At 41.7% G+C, this 23647-nt stretch carries 21 protein-coding genes; 8 read left to right on the top strand and 13 right to left on the bottom strand.

The features are described from left to right. Positions 1-135 precede the first annotated feature (135 nt). The 3 genes from MR764_RS13870 to MR764_RS13860 form a co-directional block, all read right to left on the bottom strand. The gene (locus MR764_RS13870; RefSeq protein ID WP_247980031.1) at positions 136-1131 is read right to left on the bottom strand and encodes a N(4)-(beta-N-acetylglucosaminyl)-L-asparaginase; all 996 of its coding nucleotides are present in this window, start codon (positions 1129-1131) and stop codon (positions 136-138) included. A 94-nt stretch (positions 1132-1225) separates the two neighbouring features. Further along, entirely contained in the window at positions 1226-3013 is a 1788-nt protein-coding gene (locus MR764_RS13865) for a chloride channel protein (RefSeq protein ID WP_247980030.1), read from the bottom strand. Then, positions 3006-4784, bottom strand: coding sequence for a chloride channel protein (locus tag MR764_RS13860; RefSeq protein WP_247980029.1), 1779 nt, complete (start codon positions 4782-4784; stop codon positions 3006-3008). Before MR764_RS13860 ends, MR764_RS13865 begins: the two co-directional genes overlap by 8 nt. Before the next feature lie 102 nt (positions 4785-4886). Here MR764_RS13860 and MR764_RS13855 point away from each other — a divergent pair, with 102 nt between their 5' ends. Then, a complete protein-coding gene (locus MR764_RS13855; RefSeq protein WP_247980028.1) occupies positions 4887-5768 on the top strand; it encodes a TIGR01777 family oxidoreductase in 882 nt (293 codons plus the stop codon). A gap of 130 nt (positions 5769-5898) precedes the next feature. Next, positions 5899-8031 carry an FUSC family membrane protein gene (locus tag MR764_RS13850; protein WP_247980027.1) on the top strand — a complete coding sequence of 711 codons (2133 nt, stop codon included), beginning with the start codon at positions 5899-5901 and terminating at the stop codon, positions 8029-8031. A 146-nt stretch (positions 8032-8177) separates the two neighbouring features. Here MR764_RS13850 and pckA read toward each other — a convergent pair whose 3' ends face one another. Together pckA and xerD are read right to left on the bottom strand one after the other, a co-directional pair. Next, entirely contained in the window at positions 8178-9782 is a 1605-nt protein-coding gene (pckA, locus tag MR764_RS13845) for a phosphoenolpyruvate carboxykinase (ATP) (RefSeq protein ID WP_247980026.1), read from the bottom strand. 235 nt (positions 9783-10017) lie between these two features. After that, complete coding sequence (gene xerD / locus MR764_RS13840; RefSeq protein WP_247980025.1) at positions 10018-10917, bottom strand: site-specific tyrosine recombinase XerD; 900 nt, start codon at positions 10915-10917, stop codon at positions 10018-10020. 153 nt (positions 10918-11070) lie between these two features. Between xerD and aroQ the strand changes: the two genes are divergently transcribed. Together aroQ and pyk are read left to right on the top strand one after the other, a co-directional pair. Continuing rightward, complete coding sequence (gene aroQ, locus MR764_RS13835) at positions 11071-11487, top strand: type II 3-dehydroquinate dehydratase (RefSeq protein ID WP_247980024.1); 417 nt, start codon at positions 11071-11073, stop codon at positions 11485-11487. Positions 11488-11585: 98 nt separating this feature from the next. Further along, positions 11586-12998: a pyruvate kinase gene (gene pyk / locus MR764_RS13830; protein WP_247980023.1), complete on the top strand. Its 1413-nt coding sequence runs from the start codon at positions 11586-11588 to the stop codon at positions 12996-12998. 85 nt (positions 12999-13083) lie between these two features. On the opposite strand, the gene MR764_RS13825 is transcribed toward pyk, so the two are convergent. Continuing rightward, positions 13084-13554 carry a hypothetical protein gene (locus MR764_RS13825; RefSeq protein WP_247980022.1) on the bottom strand — a complete coding sequence of 157 codons (471 nt, stop codon included), beginning with the start codon at positions 13552-13554 and terminating at the stop codon, positions 13084-13086. Between the two features lie 268 nt (positions 13555-13822). Between MR764_RS13825 and MR764_RS13820 the strand changes: the two genes are divergently transcribed. After that, positions 13823-14347: a nitroreductase family protein gene (locus tag MR764_RS13820; RefSeq protein ID WP_247980021.1), complete on the top strand. Its 525-nt coding sequence runs from the start codon at positions 13823-13825 to the stop codon at positions 14345-14347. On the opposite strand, the gene MR764_RS13815 is transcribed toward MR764_RS13820, so the two are convergent. Genes MR764_RS13815 through MR764_RS13805 form a run of 3 tightly spaced genes read right to left on the bottom strand, consistent with a single transcriptional unit; the run spans position 14344 to position 17446 of the window. Next, positions 14344-15486, bottom strand: coding sequence for a pyridoxal phosphate-dependent aminotransferase (locus MR764_RS13815; RefSeq protein WP_247980020.1), 1143 nt, complete (start codon positions 15484-15486; stop codon positions 14344-14346). The two genes, MR764_RS13820 and MR764_RS13815, sit on opposite strands and share 4 nt — an antisense overlap. A gap of 58 nt (positions 15487-15544) precedes the next feature. After that, the gene (locus MR764_RS13810; RefSeq protein ID WP_247980019.1) at positions 15545-16543 is read right to left on the bottom strand and encodes a hypothetical protein; all 999 of its coding nucleotides are present in this window, start codon (positions 16541-16543) and stop codon (positions 15545-15547) included. Between the two features lie 18 nt (positions 16544-16561). Beyond that, on the bottom strand, positions 16562-17446 hold the full coding sequence (locus MR764_RS13805; protein WP_247980018.1) for a fructosamine kinase family protein: 885 nt from the start codon (positions 17444-17446) through the stop codon (positions 16562-16564). A gap of 233 nt (positions 17447-17679) precedes the next feature. On the opposite strand from MR764_RS13805, the gene MR764_RS13800 reads away from it, so the two are divergent. Further along, the gene (locus tag MR764_RS13800) at positions 17680-19674 is read left to right on the top strand and encodes a transporter substrate-binding domain-containing protein (RefSeq protein WP_247980017.1); all 1995 of its coding nucleotides are present in this window, start codon (positions 17680-17682) and stop codon (positions 19672-19674) included. A gap of 25 nt (positions 19675-19699) precedes the next feature. Here the strand turns inward: MR764_RS13800 and ftsY are convergent, their stop codons facing one another. The 4 genes from ftsY to rpmB form a co-directional block, all read right to left on the bottom strand. Then, positions 19700-20650, bottom strand: a complete 951-nt coding sequence (gene ftsY, locus MR764_RS13795) for a signal recognition particle-docking protein FtsY (RefSeq protein ID WP_247980016.1) — start codon at positions 20648-20650, stop codon at positions 19700-19702. A 190-nt stretch (positions 20651-20840) separates the two neighbouring features. Beyond that, on the bottom strand, positions 20841-20993 hold the full coding sequence (locus tag MR764_RS13790; protein WP_247980015.1) for a DUF4295 domain-containing protein: 153 nt from the start codon (positions 20991-20993) through the stop codon (positions 20841-20843). 8 nt (positions 20994-21001) lie between these two features. Continuing rightward, positions 21002-21190 (bottom strand): 50S ribosomal protein L33, encoded by a 189-nt coding sequence (gene rpmG / locus MR764_RS13785; RefSeq protein WP_247980014.1) that lies wholly within the window; start codon positions 21188-21190, stop codon positions 21002-21004. A gap of 11 nt (positions 21191-21201) precedes the next feature. After that, positions 21202-21444 carry a 50S ribosomal protein L28 gene (gene rpmB / locus MR764_RS13780; protein WP_247980013.1) on the bottom strand — a complete coding sequence of 81 codons (243 nt, stop codon included), beginning with the start codon at positions 21442-21444 and terminating at the stop codon, positions 21202-21204. Positions 21445-21909: 465 nt separating this feature from the next. Between rpmB and MR764_RS13775 the strand changes: the two genes are divergently transcribed. Next, positions 21910-22563 (top strand): peroxiredoxin, encoded by a 654-nt coding sequence (locus MR764_RS13775; protein ID WP_247980012.1) that lies wholly within the window; start codon positions 21910-21912, stop codon positions 22561-22563. A gap of 188 nt (positions 22564-22751) precedes the next feature. Continuing rightward, positions 22752-23291: a UpxY family transcription antiterminator gene (locus MR764_RS13770; RefSeq protein WP_247980011.1), complete on the top strand. Its 540-nt coding sequence runs from the start codon at positions 22752-22754 to the stop codon at positions 23289-23291. Positions 23292-23647: the final 356 nt, after the last annotated feature.

Here is a 23647-nt window from a genome sequence, read left to right as displayed (position 1 = left end):
ACAAGATACCATTAAAATTAAAAGCTATAAAAGAACAGACCGTTTCAAAGCTAGCTTTGAAACGGTCTGTGAATCTATTAACTTAGTCCAATAATCTGTAACGCTTATTTAGGACTAGTCATAATCGTCGGCTGATTACAACTTCTTCAACCAGGCTTCGGCATCTTCCATTCCGGTTTTGGTAGCTGTTTTTACAGCAAAATTAAATCCGGGCTGAATGCAGAAAGAACCATATTCTCCGTCTTTGTTTAGTGCAATATATCCAATCTGATGATTTTCATAATCGGGAATTTTCCGGGCGATACGTTTTACCGCTTCTTCGCAGGCTTCAGCAGGAGACATACCGTTTCGCATTAATTCAACCACCAAAAATGTTCCAACGGTTTTCATTACCAGCTCACCCGAGCCTGTTGCAACAGCTCCTCCGATTTCACCATCCACAAATATCCCGGCACCAATAATGGGAGAATCTCCTACCCGTCCCGGCATTTTATATCCCATTCCGCTGGTGGTGCAGGCTCCGGATAATCGGCCGTCTTTATCGATGGCCAGCATTCCGATGGTATCGTGGTTATCCTCGGTTACATTTTCGATATTAATTTTATTACTGAACTCATTCTGTTCCTTCTTCCACTTTTTCCACTCTTCCTTGCGTTTGGGAGTAAGTAGTTTTTCTTTCTTGAACCCGTTTTCCAGGGCAAACTTTAAAGCGCCCTTCCCGCTAAGCATTACATGCGGCGTTTTTTCCATAACCAAACGAGCCACAGAAATGGGATGCATAATGTGTTGCAGGTAGGTAACACTTCCCGCACGGCCTTTTTCATCCATAATACAGGCATCAAGCGTTACTTTACCATCGGCATCCGGAATTCCGCCTCTACCTACGGTAATAACATTCGGATCGGCTTCTGGCACCCGTACACCGGCTTCCACCGCATCGAGCGAATGACCACCCCTTGAAAGTACTTCCCAGGCTGCTTCATTTGCCGGCAAGCCGTGGATCCATGTCGAAATTACAATAGGTATGCTTCCCTCATTTCCAGTAGAAACAGAAGCGAGTCCCTGTTTCGCTAGTCCTATCCCCGCCAGGGCAACAGAACTTTTAAACAAAAAAGATCTTCTTGATGTCATATTAAAGATTTTCTGTTGTCAATTCGAAAATACATAAAAATGGCTCATCCATCAGATGAACACAGTTAAAAGAATAACGAAAGAGTCTTAGCGATCAATCGTGTGAAAAATATTCCAGTGTTTTTCTATAATTGGAAAAAACCATCGCCCGCGAAATAAATCCCAGGTATTTACCATCGTCGATTACGGCAAGATTGTAACGGTTAGATGTTTCGAATTTTTCGGCTACCGTTTCCATGCTATCATGCGACGAAATGTAAAATTCGGGCATGAACATTAAGTCTTTAATCTTCACCTTATCGTACAGATCAGGCTCGAAAATCAAGGATTTAATTTTCGACATTTTGACCATCCCTTTTAAATACCCTTCGCTATCCACAACCGGAAACAAATTCCGGTTCGATTTTGAGATAGCTTTTACCAAATCCCTCAATTTAGCATCAGGAGAAAGAATTTCAAAGTCGTTTTCAATAAGCTTTTTCACTTCCATCGACCTCAACACTGCCTTGTCTTTGTTGTGGGTAATCAGATTTCCGGCCAGCGCCAGGTGTTTGGTATAAATAGAATGAGGTTCAAAAGCCATAATGGTAACGTAGGCCACCGTCGATGTTATCAATAAGGGGATAAACATACCATAGCCTCCGGTTATTTCCGCAGTCAGGAAGATACCGGTAAGCGGGGCGTGCATCACTGCCGCCATCATTCCTGCCATTCCGGCCAGCGCAAAGTTGTTTTCGACAACACCAAGACCAAAAACCGTATTTAGCAATTTCACCACGAAGTATCCTGCCAGCGCCCCGGCAAACAGCGTAGGAGCAAAGATACCTCCGTTACCACCGCCTCCTGTTGTGGCTGACATTGCCAACACTTTAAACAGCAATATAGCACCAACGATCCCCAATACGACATAAGGATTATCTTTCCATGGAGCGAAAATGGACGAATTCAGCAAATCGGCGCCGTGGTTGTTAAAAACGGTGATAATACTGGTATAACCTTCACCCCATAAAGGAGGAAAAAGATAAATCAAAAGGCCAAGAATAAAACCGCCGGCCAGCAAACGTACCACCCAGTTTTTTATGCCTTTAAAACGGCTTTCGAAATACATGGTGCCCCTTGTAAAATACAAGCCCAGAAAACCCGTAAAAATTCCAATCAAAATAAAAATCCATATGGTATTTATTTCAAACGGAGCTACCTGGGTAAATTTCAGAAGTACACCTTCGCCCATAAAAAAGTACGCTAAAACCGTAGCCGATACTGCTGAAATCAGCAGCGGAATCAAAAAGGCCATGTTCAGGTCGAGCATCAGAACTTCGAGCGTAAAAACGATGCCAGCCATCGGAGCATTAAAGATTCCGGCAATGGCGCCAGCGGCACCACACCCCACCATAAGGGTGATGTATTTGTACCTGAGTTTAAAAATGCGGGCCAGGTTTGATCCAATCGACGCCCCGGTAAGAACGATGGGCGCTTCCGATCCGACCGATCCTCCAAAACCAATCGTCAGCGAACTGGCCACCATCGACGAATACATTTTATGTGGCTTAAGCTTGCTGCTTTTTTTCGAGATGGCGTAAAGAATTTTTGAAACACCATGACTGATATCGTCCTTTATGAAGAACCGAATAAACAACACCGTCAAAAAGATACCAAACATGGGGAATAACAGATACAGGTAGCGAAATCCGCCCAGATCGATATACGAAGTCAATTGTTCTGCAACAAAGTGAATGCTTCTTTTTAAGATAAGTGCTGCCAATCCGCTCAAAAGCCCTACCACCAAACTCAGAATATAAAGAAAATTCTTTTCGCTAACCTTAGCGATCCTCCACGCAACCAAACGGTTAAGCAACCTTTTGGGATTATATTTCCTAGACATGTGAAACATTAATTATTTGTTTTCGATAGCGAGTAAAAACCCTCGCCCGGGATATAAATCCAATATATTTTCCATTCTCAATCACTGCCAGGTTGTATCTGCCTGACACTTCAAATTTGTTGGTCACCACTTCCATGCTGTCATTCGGATCAATCGAATACTCAGGCATGTACATCAAATCTTTGATTTTGATCTCATCATACAATTCGTGTTTGAAGATCACATCACGAACATCGTCCATTTTTACCATTCCGGCCATCCTACCGTCGGCTTCCACCACAGGAAATAAATCGCGATGTGCCTTTGTAATCGCCACCGTCAAGTCGCGTAAAGTGGCGTCGGGCCGAAGCACTTCAAAGTCGGTTTCAATCATTGTCCGAACTTCCATCAGTTGGAGTACATTGGCATCCTTATCGTGGGTTAGCAGTTCCTTACGCTGTGCCAGCTGTATATGATAAACCGAATTGGGAGTAAAAGCCCTTACAATAAGGTACGAAAAGGTTCCTGTAATCATCAGCGGCACAAACAATTGATACCCTCCCGATATATCTGCTATAAGAAAAATGCCGGTTAAAGGTGCGTGTAAAACGCCGGCAATCAGTCCGGCCATACCAATCAAGGCAAAATTGTTGGTATTGATCGAATGCAGTCCCGATTGTTTTACCAACAGCGAAAACAACATTCCGGTATTCACTCCCATAAACAAAGTGGGGGCAAAAATTCCCCCTACACCACCGGCCCCAAAGGTCAGCGATGTGGCGACAATCTTTAGAAATATTACAGCGGCAATAAGTAACATGGCCACCCAAATTTCCTCTTTCAATTCATAAAAGAGGCTGTTATCGAACAAATATTCCAGGTTTCCGGCCAAACAATCGTTGATGGCTTCATATCCTTCGCCATACAACGACGGAAACAAAAAAATCAGCACTCCAAGGCTCGTTCCGCCGACCACCAAACGGGTGCGGTTGTTTTTCAGTTTTTCAAACAAACCGCCAACGAAGAGGTACATTTTGGTAAAATAAACCGATACAAAACCGGCAGTAATTCCGAGTAAAATGTAATAAGGAAGATCTGCCATGATAAACGCCTGCTTCACCTCAAAAGGATAAAGAACATCCTGTCCGAGGAAGAAATATGACGTAACAACACCAGCTGCCGATGCCAGTAGCAAAGGTACGAGAGAGAATACGGTGAGATCAATCATTATCACCTCAACAGCAAAAACAATTGCTGCGATGGGCGCCTTAAAAATTGCCGCCATAGCCCCTGCGCACGCACAGGCCAGCATCAATATTGTATTTTTATAATTTAAGCGAAAAGCCGTTGCCAACCACGATCCCCAGGCCGTTCCGGTAGCAACGGTGGGGCCTTCCAAACCGACCGATCCTCCAAAACCTACGGTTAACGAACTGGTAACAACCGATGAATACAGATTGTGCGAACGAATTTTCCCCCTAAGTTTGGATATACTGTGCAATACGTTGGGAATCCCGTGCCTGACCTCTGAGCGAACTACGTATTTTATAAACAAAACGGTAATGAAAATACCGATGACTGGCAGTGCAAAATAGATGTAGTTTTCCACGTCAGTGGTTACAATTGAATGTACCGCTTTCTGCGTGAGCCTTACCGTATTTTTGATGATCACCGCAGCAAACCCGGAAAGTATTCCTACAACAACACTTAAAATAGTGAGAAAACCCCTCTCACTCAGATGTTTCAGCCGCCACCGATGCAAACGCACCCATATGTGTGAACTCCCTTTCATTTTCAGAAAAACAAAAGTAACAAATACGTGCTTCGCTTAACATTTTTTTAGAACTAAAACCAATGAAACTTGTTAGTTTTAACAAACACGAATAACAGGTTTATGACGATCAGTACCCAATCAAAGACAATTGTGATAACAGGCCAGAATGGTTACCTGGGAAGCATGCTTACTTCGGAATTAAGAAACGCAGGATATGCTGTTAGAGGCATTCCCCGGTCGAAATTATATGACACCAATCAACTAGTCGATGAAATTCGTTCATGTTTTGCGCTTATAAATTTAGCCGGGGCCCCTGTATTGCAACGCTGGAATTCAAAGAACAGAAAAATCATATATGAAAGCCGGATCGTTTCAACCCGGAACCTGGTTCAGGCAATAAATAGCTTGCCCATTGAGGATCGCCCCGAAAAATTTATTTCTGCATCTGCCATTGGCATTTATAAAACGAATGCATTTCACGACGAAGAAAGCTCCAACTTTGACGAAGGCTTTTTGGGAACCGTAGTAAAAGACTGGGAAAAAACGCTGGACGACTTACCTTCCCAGATTCAAAAAGTAATATTTCGTATTGGTCTGGTTCTTGGCAAAAACGCCAAAACAATCCATCAGTTACTTCTTCCTTTTAAACTTGGTCTCGGTGCAAGTATTGGAAATGGGAGACAAGCCTTTCCGTTTGTGCACGAAGCAGATCTGATGAGGGCTTTTGTTTGGGCAGTTACGGAATACGATAAAAACAATACCTTTAATCTTGTTGCTCCCGATCGTATTACAAATAAAACCTTTACCCATCAACTGGCCCGACAACTAAACCGGCCAGCTTTTCTAACCATACCCGGCTGGGCAATCAATCTTGTACTTGGAGAAGCATCGGTATTGCTAACCGAAGCACCGGAAGTTTCGTCAGAAAAAATTCAAGCTGCTGGCTTTCGGTTTAACTATCCCGATATTACATCTGCGTTGCAGGAAATTATTGGGCACTGATTGCCAATATTCCTGATACATTATGTAATCGTTTCGTTGTATTGATTTTAAATAAGGAAAGACCATTAAATGAAATTCAAATCAACTTCATTCACTAGCTTTGCAGTAACATTCATTCAATAACCCGATAATGGAAGGAAACAGCACCGAATATCTGCAAAGTAATTTAACGAAACTCAAAAATATTTTCTGGAGTCACCCCGATCGTCTGTATGCGATGCGTTCAACGATCTCCATGGGTGTTCTGGCTATTCCTTTTATCATCGCAGGTCAACCCTTTTACGGTGTAACGCTTGCTCTTGGCGCATTGGCAGGTGCACTTTCCGAAACCGAAGACCATCCCAAAGGGCGCGTAAAAGCGCTTTTCATCACTGTTTTAAGTTTCTTTATATCGAGTTTTGCGGTAGGTTTGCTCCACAATTACCCCTGGTTGTTGGGAACAGGCTTTATTCTTTCTACCATTGCATTTATTTTGCTTGGTGGTATTGGCGAACGTTACCGGGCCATTACTTTCGGATCAGTTTTGGTGGGCATTTATGCCATGTTGGGGATCGAAATAAGTCCGGCCTGGTACTGGCAGGCTGTGCTGTTGCCTTCGGGGGCATTATTCCATGGCATTTTAACGCTTACCTTAATGTACCTGAATCCATGGCGTCTGTTAGATGAACAAATGTCAAACGGCTTTAAAACCCTGTCGAATTACCTTGCCAAGAAGTCGATACTTTTTCCCAGTCAGCCGCAGGAACAAGCTTCAATTAACAGAGATTTGGCTTTGCTGAACATCAGTGTGGTGAATGCGCTGGAGAAAATAAAAGAGGTACTGAACAGCTACGGAAGGGAACTAAATAATCCCGAGCCCCTGCGACCGTACCTACAGCGTTTTATGTTATTACAAAGCTTGCACGAAAGAGCTGCATCGAGCCACGAGCGCCATGATAAACTCAGCAACCAGGAGGACAATCTGGAAGTGATGGAAGGATTTGGAGAAATGCTTCGTCAGCTTTCGTATGCTACGCGTCAGATAGCTGAAAATATCCTCACGGGCGCTGCATACCACCATCCTATGGCACTGGAGTGGATTTCGAAAGCGATCGAAGAAAAACTTCAGCAGCTGGATGCCAACACCGCTCAACCGCTCGAATTACTGCACCACAATTTGCATCGGTCTCAGCTGTCGTTAAAATACCTCGACAATACAGAGGAAGGCACTTCCATCCCCCGCTTGCGAAAAGAAGAACGAAACCCATTGCAACGTTTCCTTGCACTTCTGTCGTTTAAACATCCACGCATGCGTTATGCCCTGAGGCTGAGTTTGAGCTTTATGATTGGCTTTATTCTCCAAAAATCGCTCGAACTCGACAAGGGAGTGTGGGTAATGCTAACCAGCTTATTTGTTAGCCAGATTACTTACAGCGACACACGGCGGCGCTTATTCCAAAGATTGTTGGGAACCGCAACCGGCGTTATTCTTGCCGGTGTATTGCTGCATATTTTCACCAGTACAGCTGCACAGGTAATTCTGATGCTCGGATCGGCAATGGCCTTCTTTTACTGGCTGAAAACCCGGTACTCGGTAGCCGTAATTTTTATTACCACCTTTGTCATCAGCGCATTCAACATTATATCGAAAGATGCAGGATTCCACCTGATGTTACCCCGTTTAATCGACACTTTACTGGGGGCAACAATTTCGTTTGTAGTCATTCGCTTCTTATGGCCTGGATGGCAATACCGGCGCATGCCCGAACTGATTTCAAAAGCAATGCAAAAAAACAGGGCCTACTTACAAGAAATTTTGCAGGAATACCAAACAACCAGTACCGATGACCTCGGATACAGGATCGCGCGCAGAGAAGCTCACCTGGCAGATAATGAACTGGCACTGGCCTGGAACAGTATGCGACAGGAACCCAAAAGCAAACGTAAACTAATGAAACACGCGTTTACCCTAACGTACCTGAACCATGCCTTACTTTCGCATATTTCGGCCCTGGGTGTTCACCGCGAATCAAACATGCCGGAAATTGATAACATCGCTGCCATTATGGATCAGATTAATGCAGCACTCGATGAAGCAAGCCAGTATTTACTGAGCGGTGGGCATCAAAGTCCGACAGACCTTTCCCCCACTCTTTTGGAATTAAAACAGCAAATTACAGGTACCGCACCGGGGCTTAAAAAGCAACAACTCCGACTTTTATACAACATCGCGGGCACCACGGCAAAAATCATTAAAGAGCTTCAGGAAACCCACGCAGAATAAAGATTTTCAATATTTCAACACCCTCCCGAAAACAGCAATGGATGGCTGACTGTATTGTCAAATCTATTTTAGAAAGCAAAAAATCGACACAAAAAAAGCCTCCCATCATTCCGATGGAAGGCTTAATGCTATAACTAAACGAATAATTAGTCAAGTTGAGGACCGGCAGCAACCAATGCTTTACCTTCTTCGTTATCAGTATATTTTACGAAGTTTTTGATAAAGCGGCTACCCAGGTCTTTTGCTTTTGCTTCCCATTCAGCAACATCAGCGTAAGTGTCGCGTGGATCCAAAATGTTAGTGTCAACTCCTGGCAATGCAGTAGGAACTTCCAAATTGAAAATTGGGATAACTTTAGTTTCTGCTTTCTCGATAGAACCATCAAGAATAGCGTTAATAATACCACGAGTATCTTTAATAGAGATACGTTTGCCTGAACCGTTCCATCCTGTGTTTACCAGGTAAGCTTCAGCTCCGTGTTCTTCCATTTTTTTCACTAATTCTTCACCGTATTTTGTTGGGTGAAGGGTCAGGAATGCAGCACCAAAACAAGCTGAGAAAGTTGGAGTTGGCTCAGTAATACCACGCTCAGTTCCAGCTAATTTTGCAGTAAATCCTGACAGGAAGTGATATTTTGTTTGATCCGGAGTCAGTTTAGAAACCGGAGGCAATACTCCAAATGCATCAGCACTTAAGAAGATCACTTTCTGTGCATGACCTGCTTTTGAAGGAACTGCGATGTTATCAATGTGGTAAATAGGATAAGAAACACGAGTGTTCTCAGTTGTAGAACCATCGTTGAAATCGATTTTACCTTCAGCATCAACAGTAACGTTTTCCAACAATGCGTTACGTTTGATTGCAGCAAAAATTTCAGGTTCTGAATCTTTGTCCAATTTGATGGTTTTTGCATAACAGCCACCTTCGAAGTTGAAGATACCGTTATCGTCCCAACCGTGTTCGTCGTCACCAATTAACTGACGGTTTGCATCAGTTGAAAGAGTTGTTTTTCCTGTTCCAGACAGACCAAAGAAAATAGCAACATCACCTTCTTTACCAACGTTAGCAGAACAGTGCATTGAAGCGATACCGCGCAATGGCAGGTAGTAGTTCATCATGGCGAACATACCTTTTTTCATTTCACCACCGTACCATGTACCACCAATCACCTGCATTTTTTCAGTCAGGTTGAATACAGTAAAGTTTTCAGAATTCAAACCTTGTTCTTTCCAGTTTGGATTGGTTGTTTTAGAACCGTTCATTACCACGAAGTCTGGTTCACCATAGTTAGCCAATTCTTCTTCTGTTGGGCGAATGAACATGTTTTTTACGAAGTGAGCCTGCCATGCCACTTCCATAATGAAACGAACTTTCAAACGAGTGTCTTCGTTGGCACCGCAGAAAGTATCAACAACATACAATTTTTTACCTGAAAGCTGTTTTGCAACCAAACCTTTCAATTCAGCCCAAACTTCAGGAGTTGTTGGCTTGTTGTCGTTTTTTGCTTGTTCTGAAGTCCACCACATTGTGTCTTTTGTAGTGTCGTCCATAACGATGAATTTATCCTTTGGCGAACGGCCGGTAAAGATTCCGGTCATAACGTTTACTGCATCCAATTCAGTAAGCTGACCTTTTTCAAAACCTTCCAGTTCAGGTTTCATCTCTTCTGTAAAAAGTTGTTCGTAAGATGGGTTATGTACGATTTCCGCCACATCGAGGATGCCGTACTTGCTCAGATCCAAATTTTTCATAACTACCTAATAATTAACTTAATAATATGTTTCTTTGAATTATAAAACGGGTAACAAAAATAACCTTTTTTTCCAATCGGCTCCGTCGACTATGGGGTTTTGAGAATATTCACAAGCCGATTAAACAATCTGTTAACATTGGATTTTTGTTTTGTCAAAATGAAATTAAGCTTGATTAGGCACAAAAAAAGGTGTGACATTTTTATCACACCCTGTTATACTTTATGTTAAGATTCTAGGATCTCGGATGATACTGGTGAATCGTATTCTTTAGATAGTCCCGATCTAAATGCGTATAAATTTCGGTAGTTAAAATGGATTCATGCCCCAGCATTTCCTGAACAGCTCTTAAATCGGCCCCTCCATTTATTAAGTGTGTGGCAAAGGAGTGCCGGAAGGTATGCGGACTGATCTTCTTATCCAGACCAACTTTCTCGGCCAGGTTCTTTATAATGGTAAAAATCATAACACGGCTCAACTTTCTGCCCCGTCGATTTAAAAACAAAATATTTTCACTGTCTCTGCTTACCCGCAATTTCTTCCGGTAACTTGTGAGGTATTTGTTAATTTCCTCTATCGCACTTTTACTGGCAGGAACCAAACGTTCCTTCTCCCCTTTTCCTTCGACTTTGATAAAACCCTGTTCAAAAAACAGATTGGTTATTTTCAGATTAACCAGTTCCGATACACGAAGTCCACAGCTGTACAAAGTTTCAAGCATGGCTTTATTACGCTGACCTTCCGATTTATTTAAATCAATAGCGTTAATTAAGGTATCAATCTCTTCCATGGAGAGAATATCAGGCAACTTCCGTCCGATTTTAGGCGATTCGAGTAAGGATGTCGGATCATTGCTAATTTTTCCTTCAATAAGCAGATACTTATAGAAAGACTTTATCCCCGAAATAGTACGCGCCTGAGTACGCGGGCTCACCCCTCTCTCGTTTAGCCATTCCACAAAAGCTTTCAACTGCTCAAGTTTTACCTTGTCAGGTGCTATTCCTTTGTATTTGTTTTCTAAAAAATCGGCTAGCTTATTGATGTCATTGATATAAGCAGCTATCGAATTCTGAGACAAAGACTTCTCTAATTTCAGATAGTTTTCGTAGCCCTTTTTGCTCTCCTCCCATTTCATAATCTACCAAATTAAGTTATTTTTATTCTCCGTATCTGTCCTACTGATTGTCATAATATCACGAACCAAATGGTTCATCTGCAAGTTTTAGTTACGATCAGCTTAGACTAAAGTTACATAAAATATACATAAAAAATATTAAAATTGAAATAAATGAAGATATTGATTATCAATGGCCCGAATCTCAATCTGTTGGGTGTTCGGGAAAAATCGATATATGGTTCTAACGATTTTGAAACGTTTTTCGAACAGTTAAAATCTGAATTCCCTGAAGTGGAGTTTACATATTATCAATCAAATATCGAGGGAGAGATTGTAAATAAACTACACGAATTCGGTTTTTCTGCCGATGGTATCATCATCAATGCAGGGGCCTACACCCACACGTCGGTTGCCATACGCGATGCAATTGCCGGAATTAAAACAACCGTGGTAGAAGTGCATATTTCAAATACTCTGACCCGGGAAGATTTCAGACATAAATCGTTGATCGGTCCGGTATGCAGGGGATGTATAATGGGATTCGGATTACAATCGTATACGCTGGCAGTAAAAAGTTTCGTAAATTAGGCAATGCATACTGAGCATTAAATTTAAGTTCTGATTAATGGAATATTGATTGTTGCCAGTGCTTTTATTTTACTTTTGCAGCCTTAAAATTTGAAAATATGAGACAGACAAAAATTGTAGCAACAATATCAGATCAGCGATGCGAGGTTGATTTTATTAGATCGTTGCACAAAGCTGGCATGAATGTGGCAAGGCTGAATACTGCTCACATTACTACGGAAACTGCCAGAATGGTGGTAAATAATATCCGGAGTGTCTCGGATAAGATTGCGATTATTATCGACACCAAGGGGCCGGAAATAAGAACCTGCAGTATTCAGAATGACCTGGAAGTTGCAGAAGGAGAAGAAATCGCTTTCTCATTCTCTCCTGTTTCAACCGTAAAGAATGTATGTGTTAACTATGAAGGTTTTGTTGACAACCTCAACATAGGTAACAAAATATTGATCGATGATGGTGACATCGCTGTTACCGTTAAAGAGAAACACGGCGACTACCTGCTATGCCGAGTTGAGAATGCAGGTGTTATTAAAAAGAAAAAAAGCGTTAACGTTCCGGGAGTTGAGATCAAACTTCCTTCCCTGTCAACTCGCGATATTGAATTTATTCATTTTGCGATCGAGGAAGATGTTGATTTTATTGCCCACTCGTTTGTGCGGAATAAATCGGATGTAAAAGAGGTTCAGAAGATTCTGGATGAGCACGAAAGCAAGATCAAGATCATTGCCAAAATCGAAAACATGGAAGGTGTTGAGAAGATCGACGAAATTCTGGAAAGTGCTTACGGAATCATGGTAGCTCGTGGAGACCTGGGGATAGAATTGCCCGAAGAGTGTCTTCCTGCCATTCAGCGCGACCTTGTTCGCAAAGCGATGCTGTACAAAAAACCCGTTATTATTGCCACGCAAATGCTCCACTCCATGATTGATCATCCTCGTCCGACAAGAGCGGAGGTGAGCGACGTTGCCAGTGCTATTTACATGGGTACCGATGCTATTATGCTGAGTGGAGAAACGGCCTATGGAAAATATCCGGTTGACGCGGTGAAAGTAATGAACAATATTGCGGAGAAAGTAGAACCGGATCGCGACAAACGTGAACTGTTGATTCCGTTAAAGCCAGATATTCCTGCCTACTTAGCACAATCGGCTATTCGCGCAGCCCGGGAACTGAAACCGGATGCCATTGTAACCACTACAACCACCGGGAAAACCGGTCGTTATTTGGCAGCACACCGTTCGTTCTTCCCTGTGTTTGTAAAATGTCACTCACAACGTGTAGTACGTGAATTGGCTTTGTCATTTGGCATTCATCCCTCTTACCTGGAAGCCAAGAAAAATAAAATGAAGATACAGAAAGCTGCGATCCAGCAACTGGTAACCGAAGGCACCATTCAAATGGATGATTTGGTTATTTATGTTGGAGGCCGTTTTGGTGAAGATGCCGGAGCATCATTTATTGAAATTTCAACCGCCCAAAGGTTGTTTATCAAACCTGCGGATCAGAATTAGCAGATTACAAATGAGTTTATAAAAAAAACCGCGGCATGCCGCGGTTTTTTTGTTTACTGATACTTTGTTTATAAAATGCTGTTTATTAATTCAAAATGTGAGTGTATCCATCGTTGATTAGTTGGGGCAAATAACTTGCAATCAACCCCAAAGCATATTCGTCATTCACTTTTTCAGGAGTTAGAATTTCCTGACGTGCCAGTTGTTCCTGATTAATCACCGCTCTGTTGATTTTCTTGGGAACTGCACACCAGGCGCCTTTGGCTTCTTTGGCTCCAAAACCTGCAGCCGTAGAGCGGTAACAAACCGCAAAGTATTCAGACTGAACCAAATATTCTGTTCCTTCACCTGTTTTCCTTTTTACCACGGTAACCGGAGTTTCATTTTTACTGTAGCTCAACTTCCAGACTGCTTTCACCTGTTTTCCCATGTGAAGGTCCTGAACAAGGCTGATTTCATACTCGTTGAATGCCGAACGAACTCCTGTTGCATTCGCCAAATTAGCACTCAATAAAAACGTAAGGATAAATACGGTTACATAGCTCATTGTTTTCATGACTAAAAAATTTAAGTTGAATAATTGTTTCTGTTTTCGTTTAATTTGTATGCAAATGACGTAGAAATTTCAGCATCGTTACAAGATTAACTTCTGCTATATAACATGTTCTGTTCTTCGCACATAATCAAATAATTAGAAACTTATTTCAGTAATCGGAAACCGGATTACAATTGTCAGAAAAGTTTGATTTTTTGATAATAATTTGAAACAAATCGTTTTTTTTACTTACAGTTTCAGAAAAATAGAAAACATAAAAATTTTTACGATGGAGTTATCAGATGTCATCCAACAACGTTTTTCGGTACGAAAATTTAAGTCGCAAGCTGTTGAACAGCAAAAGTTGCTGCAAATTCTTGATGCAGGTCGTCTTGCTCCGTCTGCAGTAAATTTTCAGCCGTGGCATTTTATTGTCGTCGAAAAAGAAGTATTGGTGAAACTATACAGCGTATACCCGGCCAAATGGCTTCAGCAGGCTCCGTTGGTTATTGTGGTTTGTTCTGTTCATTCGCAGTCGTGGAAACGCGGATCTGACGGTAAAGACTCTGCAGATATTGATGCAGCTATTGCGATCGACCATATGACCTTAATGGCCACCTCGCTGGGATTGGGTACCTGCTGGATCTGTAATTTCAATGTAAATCGCTGCTCCGAACTATTAAAACTTCCCGGAAATGTCGAGCCGGTCGCCCTTCTTCCTGTCGGATATCCGGATACCGAAGCTCCGGAAAAACAAAGAAAAAGCTTGGAAGAAATCGTTCACTACCAGTATTTCGGACAAAAATTAGCTTAGAAATTTTCCTTTAGATATTTTTCCAGGCGGTTCATACCTTCCGCTATGTTTTCGATCGAATTGGCATAAGAAAAACGAATAAAACCCTCACCGTTTGCCCCGAAATCAATCCCGGGAGTAACGCCCACATGTGCTTTTTCCAGTATATCAAAAGCCAGTTTGTAACTGTCGTTGGAAAGATGCTTTACATTTACAAACACGTAAAATGCTCCGGTGGGTTCTACTTTAATCGAAAATCCCATTTCTGTCAGCCGCTCAATCAGGTACAGGCGGCGTTTGTTGTAAGTAAGCCTCATTTGTTCAATGTCTTCTCCGGCTGAACGCAAGGCTTCAATTCCCGCCCGCTGAACCGTAGATCCTGCACAAATAAAAAGGTTCTGCTGCAGTTTCTGCATACACCTTACATAGTCGGGCGGAGCAATTACATACCCTAGCCGAAGGCCGGTCATCGCATATCGTTTTGAAAATCCACTCAACACAAAAGCATTTTTTGTGAACTCCAGGATAGAATGAGCTTTGTCGTTATACACCAACCCATGGTAAATCTCATCCGATAAAATGGGGATGTTAAAAGCTGCTATTTCCTGCATGACTTCCGCAGACAATAGATTGCCGGTGGGATTCATCGGGCTGTTAATAATGATCGCTTTGGTTTTATCTGTAATTCTTTTGGCAATTTCTTCGGGCCGATACTGAAAGCCATCTTCTTCAAAAACCGGGACAACAACCGGTTTTGCATCGATAAAACGAATAAAGTTAATGTAACACGAATAACCGGGATCTGAAATAATTACCTCGTCGCCTGAATTGCATAAAACACCCAACGCCAGCAAAATGGCAGGTGACGATCCGGAAGTCACTAAAATTTGCTCGGGAGATACTTCCACACCATATTCCCGTTTGTGCTTCATTGCGATTTCCGACCTCAGTTCAGGATCGCCCAAACTATGAGTATAATGCGTGCGTCCTTCGGCATATGCTTGCTGAATGGCTTTTGAAACACAAGAAGGGACAGCAAAATCGGGCTCACCCACTTCCATATGAATGACATGAATGCCTTTTTGTTCCATCGAAGCAGCTTTTTCGAGCACTTCCATAACAATAAACGGGGTAATCTCTCCGGCTTTTTGCGCAATCATCTGAATGATTTTTGGTTTTCACGCTAAAAGTAATCAAAACACTCGTTTGAAAGCTATGTTATTGCTCATCTTTTGGAGGCGGAGCCACGACAGTTACTTTCTTTCCGACTTCAAAAATCGACTTGATTTTTAGCTTGTCGAGCAGATATTCAGCTGCAAAAAAGAAAATAAGTGGAAAAGTGAGCGGACTATATACCGGATCAACCTTGGCATCGTTTATTTCAAATACCTCTCCACCTGCTTTTTCGATCGTTTTCAGCAGCTGCCGGGTACGTTTCAGTTCCGGTCCTTCGTGATTAATCGCAACAACCAGGGTGTTTTTAGAAGTTTCTTTGTAGCCATGATCGTAATACGAGGCAGACATCGATTGCACCGGTTTTTTCAATACCTCGCTCAAAATAAGAGCAGCCAGATCGGCAGTGGCAATGTTTGGTCCGTTTCCCAGGATATAGATACTTTTTTTGCGCCATCCTTTCATGCGACGGCGAATTAATTCACCAAGTTCAATACCGGTTTTTTCGAAATAAGAAAGTTGTTTGGAATAGACCTGGATTACGTCTCGCGGGTCAAATCCAAATCCCATATATAATACAAGAAGCGTATTTAGGTAGGTTTTCGAGGCTATTCTGTTTTCATCTCCCGAAAACAAAAGAACCTGCTTATTACAATTGGGGTGTTTCGATAGTTTACTTTCATCTTCATTTACCAAGGCTGTAAACGATGAAAAATAATCGGCACACCAAAGTGTCTCGGAACTTTCCCCCGACTGAGAGATCAAAACTCCTTTAGACAGCATCCGGTTTCGCACCAGGTAATTAAAATAATCGGAAGCTTTTTCAGGAAACAAGTCAATTCCAAGGTAACGGAACGTTTTTGGTGCGATATACGAAGCTCCCATTCCAATGTAAGGAACCCCTTCAGGAAGAATTATTCCTTTATTTTTCTGATAACACAGTTCTGCACGGTAAGGGATCTCATATAATTCATTTACCACCATATCGTTTTCTGTACATTGTTGAACTTCAATATACAAAAAAGAGCCTGAATCCAATATCATTTCCCCGATTTTAACAGACTACAAATAGCTTTTAGCCACCGCAAAAGCCTGCGGTCCATAGCCTCCGCCAAATAAATAATAGTGATTCAGAATGTGGTACAACTGGTACAGGCTGTTTCTGTCACGCCAGTCGTTTGCAAGCGGGTAAACTTCGTTATAGGCCTCAAAAAAACGATAGGAAAAACCTCCAAACAGCGTTATAATGGCAAACTCCATTTCTCTGTCGGCATAATAAACAGCCGGATCAATAAGCGCCGGTCCGTTTTCGGTAGACATAAAATTACCTGACCACAAATCGCCATGAATCAATGCCGGTTGACTTTCTTCCGGCAAAAGCTTTGGTAATCGCACCCTGAGCTTCTCATAGGTTGATTTCTCTGCCAACGACAAGCCGTATTTTTTGTCGATGAGTTGAAGTAAAAATCCCAGCCTTTGCTCGCTAAAGAAAGTAATCCATTCCGAATTCCAGGCATTGGATTGAGGCGTGGCTCCGCAGTAATTGTCATGGTAAAAACCAAACTGAGAAGTGGTGTTCCGGTGAATCTGAGCCAAACCACGCCCCAGCATTTCTTCAGTATTCTTTTCGGAATTACCCGGAGTGAGATAATCCAATACAAGGAACCCCGGTGTTTCATTTACCTCCTTGCACCCAATTACTTCAGGAATCTGAAGATGATCGTCTGTCGCTTTGGCCAGGTGCTGCAATCCCTCGGCCTCCCGTTCAAACATATCGGTGGCACAATGTGCGTTCCACTTCAAAAAAAACGCCCCGATGTTTGTGTCCAACTTTGATGCATCGCTTATACAGCCACCACCTATCCCCTTTGTGTTCAGAATGCGTACTTTTTTATTGAATTTTTTGGAGATCGTCTGTTCAACTTCGGCCAAAACAGTTTTTATCATTAACAAAATCTTTTATTTCCTTAAACTATTATTTTGTAAGAATAGAATTTAGTCATCCAAACGCAATAATTTCCATGATTAAACCACCGATTCATTTGACAAATTGTTCAAATAACAAAATCTTTTTTATAGATTTGTTAGCACAAGCTTTCAAAAAGATGCCGACCTTAACCAAAACTCTCATATTACTGCTTTGTTTTTTGAATCTCCATGCATTCTCACAATACAAAGTAATGATCAGTGATAACTATCCGCCCTACAATTTCAGGAATTCTCAGGGCGAGATTACCGGGTTTAATGTAGATATTTTAAAAGCGATAGGCAAATTGTATGGCTCTGAAATTGAGATAGAGATTGGGGCCTGGAATGAAATCAATCAGAAACTAAAAGACCACGAAATTGATGCGATCGGAGGAGCCAACTATCCCGGCTACCCTGATGCAGAGTACCTCTACACCCGTTCGGTAATCAATGCTTCCCATTGCTTTCTTTACAATAAAAAATATACAAAAAAGATAACGCCTGAATATATCCGCACAGCACACAATCCACTAATTTGCCTGTATAAAAATGACGTATTGACCCATTACATTCTCTCGTTGAATCCCAATGCGAGCTTTTTATATGTCAATAACTATACCGATCTCATTAGCTGTCTTGACCGCCCGGATGTTGTGTGTGCCATTTCCAAAAGAACAAGGGGTTTGTATTTTGCGCAACAACTCGGGAAAGATTACATCTACAATACGTCTCATGTTCTGCTCGAACAAAGTATCGGATTTAAGATCGACCGTTCGGCCACTGAATTGGCCCAGATGCTCGATAACGGCCTGGAAGTAATTATGGCCAACGGCGAATACAACCGCATTTACGAGAAATGGATCGCTCCATACAACCGTGAAGGAGACGAATGGGCCAGCTATTTAAAATACATCATTATTGTTGGTATACTGGCCTCAATAAGTATTCTTCTGCTCATGCTAACCAATCGTATTCTCAAAGTGAGAGTACGAAAAAGAACTCAGGATTTACAACACCAGCTCGAGCTTAACTCAAGCATTGTGGCAGAACTAAAAGAGCAAAAGGAAAAAGCGGTTGAAAGCGAAAAAATGAAATCGGCCTTTTTAGCCAATATGAGTCATGAAATCAGAACTCCGATGAATGGAATTCTGGGTTTCGCCGAACTATTGAAAGAACATGCCCAAAACAACGAAGAGCAGCTCCAGTTTATCGACATTATCCGCCAAAGTGGCGAGCGCATGCTAACCACCATCAACAACATTATTGAAATTTCGAAAATTGAAGCCGGTGTTGAAAAGGTAAATATCGATCGAATTGATGTTCGGAAAATGATCGATGAATGGGAAAAATTCTTTACCATAGAAGCCAGGCAAAAGGGAATTTCACTGGTAGTTCATGACAGGAATCCCAAAAACAAAGGCTTCTTTTGCTCCGATGAACACAAGCTGAACTCGATCGGAACAAACCTCATAAAAAATGCGCTGAAGTTCACAAAAAAAGGACAAGTAACGGTCGAGTTTGAACTCCGGGCTACCGAACTTTATCTTTCTGTCAGAGACACGGGAATTGGCATTCCTCAGGAAAAACAAGCCGTTATTTTTGACCAGTTCGTTCAGGCCGATTCTTCACATTCCAGCGGTTTCGAAGGATCAGGTCTGGGACTTTCAATCACAAACGGATACGTACAACTGTTACACGGTTCGCTCAGTTTGCAGTCAAGCCCCGGAGAAGGTAGTATTTTCGAAATTATACTTCCCAGATTAAATGATCCCATAAAGTGCAACAAATTACTATTAAACGGAACTTCAGTAAAAAATATAGCGCTAAACAACCTTAAAATATTGATTGCGGAAGACGATGATATATCCTACAATTTGCTAACGCATGTTTTGCAAGACATTGCGATCAGTGTTAAAAGAGCGCACAACGGAGAAGAAATCATCAGGATGATAAAGGCGGAACCGGAAACCGACCTGATTCTCATGGACATGAAAATGCCGAAAATGGATGGCGAAAGTGCAACAAAAGAAATTCGCAGGTTCAATACAAGCGTTTGCATTATCGGGCAAACGGCTGAATTACTGGAAAGCAATCGGAATGATATAGAAAAAGCGGGCTGTAATGCCTGCATTGAGAAGCCTATCAACCGCCACAAACTTCTTCAAACCATAAAGGCTTGCCTTGCCCCGGTTGAAGAGCTGGCATAAATATGCCGCTCTTACTGCATAGGATTTACGAAAAAAGTGAGTCCACAAATTCCCGACGACGGAAGATCTGGAGGTGTTCGAGTTTTTCACCAATACCAATGTATTTCACCGGAATCTTAAACTGATCGGAAATACCGATAACCACTCCCCCTTTGGCGGTTCCGTCAAGTTTGGTGAGCGCCAAAGCAGTTACTTCGGTTGCTTTAGTAAACTGTTTGGCCTGTTCAAACGCATTTTGTCCCGTTGAACCATCAAGAACCAACAGTACTTCATGCGGCGCATCGGGCACTACTTTCTGCATCACTTTCTTGATCTTCGACAATTCGTTCATCAGACCAATTTTGTTATGTAAACGGCCGGCAGTATCTATAATTACAACATCGGCATTTGTTGATACAGCAGACGAAAGCGTATCGTAAGCCACCGAGGCAGGATCAGCTCCCATTTTTTGTTTAATGATCGGAACATCCACGCGCTGCGCCCAAATTTCGAGCTGGTCGATAGCTGCGGCCCTAAAGGTATCAGCAGCTCCCAACACTACCGATTTTCCGGCTTTTTTAAAGTTATAAGCCAGTTTCCCAATGGTCGTGGTTTTTCCAACACCATTAACCCCAACCACCATAATAACATAAGGCGAATCCTTCTTGGGCAAATCAAAATCAGAAACATCGTCCGAGTTGTTCTCTTCGAGCAGCGCTGCAATTTCTTCTTTCAGAATACCATTCAGCTCGCCGATTCCCATGTATTTGTCTTGCGACACCCGTGCTTCAATACGTGCAATAATTTTCAGCGTTGTATCCACTCCCACGTCAGAAGTAATGAGCACTTCCTCCAGGTTATCGAGTACCTCGTCGTCAACTTTCGATTTCCCGACTACAGCACGACTCAGTTTTTTGAATACGCTTTCTTTGGTTTTCGCAAGTCCTTCATCCAGACTTTCCTTTTTCTCTTTACTAAAAATGCCAAATAAGCCCATTGTTGTAATTTGATTTGCAGGCTAAAATAATACAATTATTTTGAATGTTACCGGTTCTGCAAAAGGCCAGCCCAAATTCTTAACAGCCCGGACCTGAAGCCTGGTAAAACATTTCCTTTTCAGGTATAAACAAAGCACAAAAAAAGCTTTCATGTGCATGAAAGCTTTCCCTGTTATACTGTATATTTTCTTATTTCTTGAAATAAGTTTTAACGTCATCGTTCGGAATAATTTCTTCCTTAAAAGTGTAGGCACCGGTTTTTTCCGATTTTACCATTTTTACCACTTTTGAATAGCCTTTACCGGCACCTTTCTGTAATGTTGCTACTGCTTTCTTTGCCATGTTTCAGCTTATTTAATTTCTTTGTGAACCGTTACTTTCTTCAGAATCGGGTTGTACTTCTTCTGCTCCATACGATCCGGAGTATTCTTCCTGTTTTTGGTAGTAATGTACCGAGAAGTTCCCGGCATACCACTTTCTTTGTGCTCTGTACACTCCAGGATTACCTGGATTCTGTTGCCTTTACCTTTTTTTGCCATCGCTCAGATCTTTAAATGTTATCGATAAAACCTTTTTCCTGCGCCTCGGCCAAGGCTGTTTTCAAACCTTTCTTATTAATGGTACGCATGCCGGATGCAGAAACAGTAAGTTGTACCCAACGATCTTCGTCAGGCAAATAATACTTCTTTTTGAACAGGTTAACGTCGAAGCGTCTTTTTGTTCTTCTTTTAGAGTGCGAAACATTGTTTCCCACCATTGCTTTCTTCCCTGTTATTTGACAAACTCGTGACATTTTATTATAATTTCTTGATGTTCAAACTAACACGTTACTCAAAACGGAGTGCAAAGAAAATACTTTTTTCGAAAACAATCAAATAGTTACACCAAATTTTACAAAAACAATTAACAAAAAAATGTTGATTATTACCCGTCAAATCAGGATCAAATTGAAATTTCGGGATGAAAATCAAACAAAAACCGTGTTTTTCAACAATCGTTACCAACCAAAGATCATAACTACAATTGATTCTTCCGGCAACAAAGGTTGAAATTAATGATTTTACCAATACCACCCTGCAAATAAATTATGAATATTATAAATTCAGCAGTACTACCTTTTGCTCAATTCTTCCAATAACAATAGATTTTACCAAACAAACATCAAGAAATACAATGAAATAGAACTAATATTTATTAAGCGAATGTTCTTTTTAAATAGTAAATTTGTTGGAAACACTTAAATAAAAATAAACAAATCATGGAAGAACAAAATGTAAGCTCAATGCCAAGAATCGGCGACATGGCTCCCGACTTTAGAGCCAATACCACCTATGGTCCCATCCAATTTTCAGAATACATCAAAGACAGCTGGACTATTCTTTTCTCACATCCTGCCGATTTTACTCCGGTGTGCACCACCGAAATGAGCGGTTTTGCGGTTCGAGGCGATGAATTCAGGGCATTGAACTGCAAACTTATCGGATTAAGTATCGACAGCATTCATGCACATGTGGCGTGGGTTAACAATGTTAAAAAGAACACCGGCGTTCTTTTCGACTTCCCCATCATTGCTGATATCGACATGAAAGTGTCGCAACTCTACGGGATGCTTCAACCTAACGAAAGCGAAACAGCCGCCGTACGTGCTGTGTTCTTTATCGATCCGAAAGGAAAAATTAGATTAATAATGTATTACCCGCTAAATGTGGGGCGCAACATGGATGAAATCCTTAGAGTACTGAAAGCATTGCAGGTTTCCGATAAATACAGTGTGGCCCTTCCGCTAAACTGGACACCGGGACAAAAAGTAATCGTTCCTCCGCCAAAAACAGTACCTGATATGGAAGAACGTGAAAAAAGCGACTACGAAATGGTGGATTTCTACCTGGCAAAAAAAGATCTTGACGTATAAAATTATACATGAAAATGCCTTGCTCAGCAGGGCATTTTTATTTTCCCCTGCTCCCCGTCTCTCATTATTCAAAACAGAAACTTCTAAAATCTCCGGCCTACTCTAATCACAATTCAGTTGAAGGGTTATTTGAAATAAAAGGAAGATTTCACTTACTTGCAGCGTTTTTTTCAGACAAATACAGAAAAATGAGGCCGACAAATCCTGAAGTAAAAAACTGGTATGCCATTTATACCCGCTCGCGGGCAGAAAAAAGGGTGAACGAGGACCTTCAACAGCAGGGTATTGAAAGTTTTCTTCCCATACAACGAAAATTACGTCAGTGGAAAGACCGTAAAAAATGGGTTGAAGTTCCGCTGATTTCCGGCTACTGCTTTGTAAACGTCACCAGAAAAGACTACGACCGGGTACTCCAAAACAATAACGTTGTATGCTACATCACCTTCGAAGGAAAAGCTGCAGCAATCAGGGAAGACCAGATAGCCGCGATGAAGCGGATGTTGCAACAAAACGATTTTGAGGTTAATATTAATCGTGAAACCTTTGCTCCTGGCAAAAAAGTAGAAATCATTCAGGGACCACTGGTGGGTTTGAGGGGTGAACTGGCCGAGATCAGAGGAAAAAACAAGTTTATACTTCGAATCGAACAGATCGATCAAAGCTTTTCGATTGAAGTTCCTGCCGAACACCTGAGTGCGCTTCCTGAAGAGCATACCTTAGTAAGCTGATTTTTTTGAAAAGCACAGCTTCAAACACCAAACTCCGCGACTACTTTATTTAAATACCCTATTGATATCGCTAATGATTCAACACATAGTAATGCCATCAAAACCAAAGCAGCATGGTACTTTATAATCATCACAGTTGTCTCTGAGTATAAGGATAGCTGACCAAATCCGGCAATAAACCATGTTTCATTTTTGGTCCGATCGCTTTACTACTCTTTATTCTTTCCTCCCACATAGCATCAGAAAAAGCTTAGAAAAAGATTCACATATGCCTATTTTCTGTCATTTCTATAAAAGGCGGATAATAATGGCAATTATAATACCTATTTTTGTCGGCCGAAAACAAGAATGAGTAT

Source organism: Maribellus sp. YY47, from assembly GCF_023111095.1.
GTDB lineage: Bacteria > Bacteroidota > Bacteroidia > Bacteroidales > Prolixibacteraceae > Draconibacterium.
Note: the sequence above shows the minus strand (reverse complement) of the source record. Positions and strands in the feature narration are given on the sequence as shown.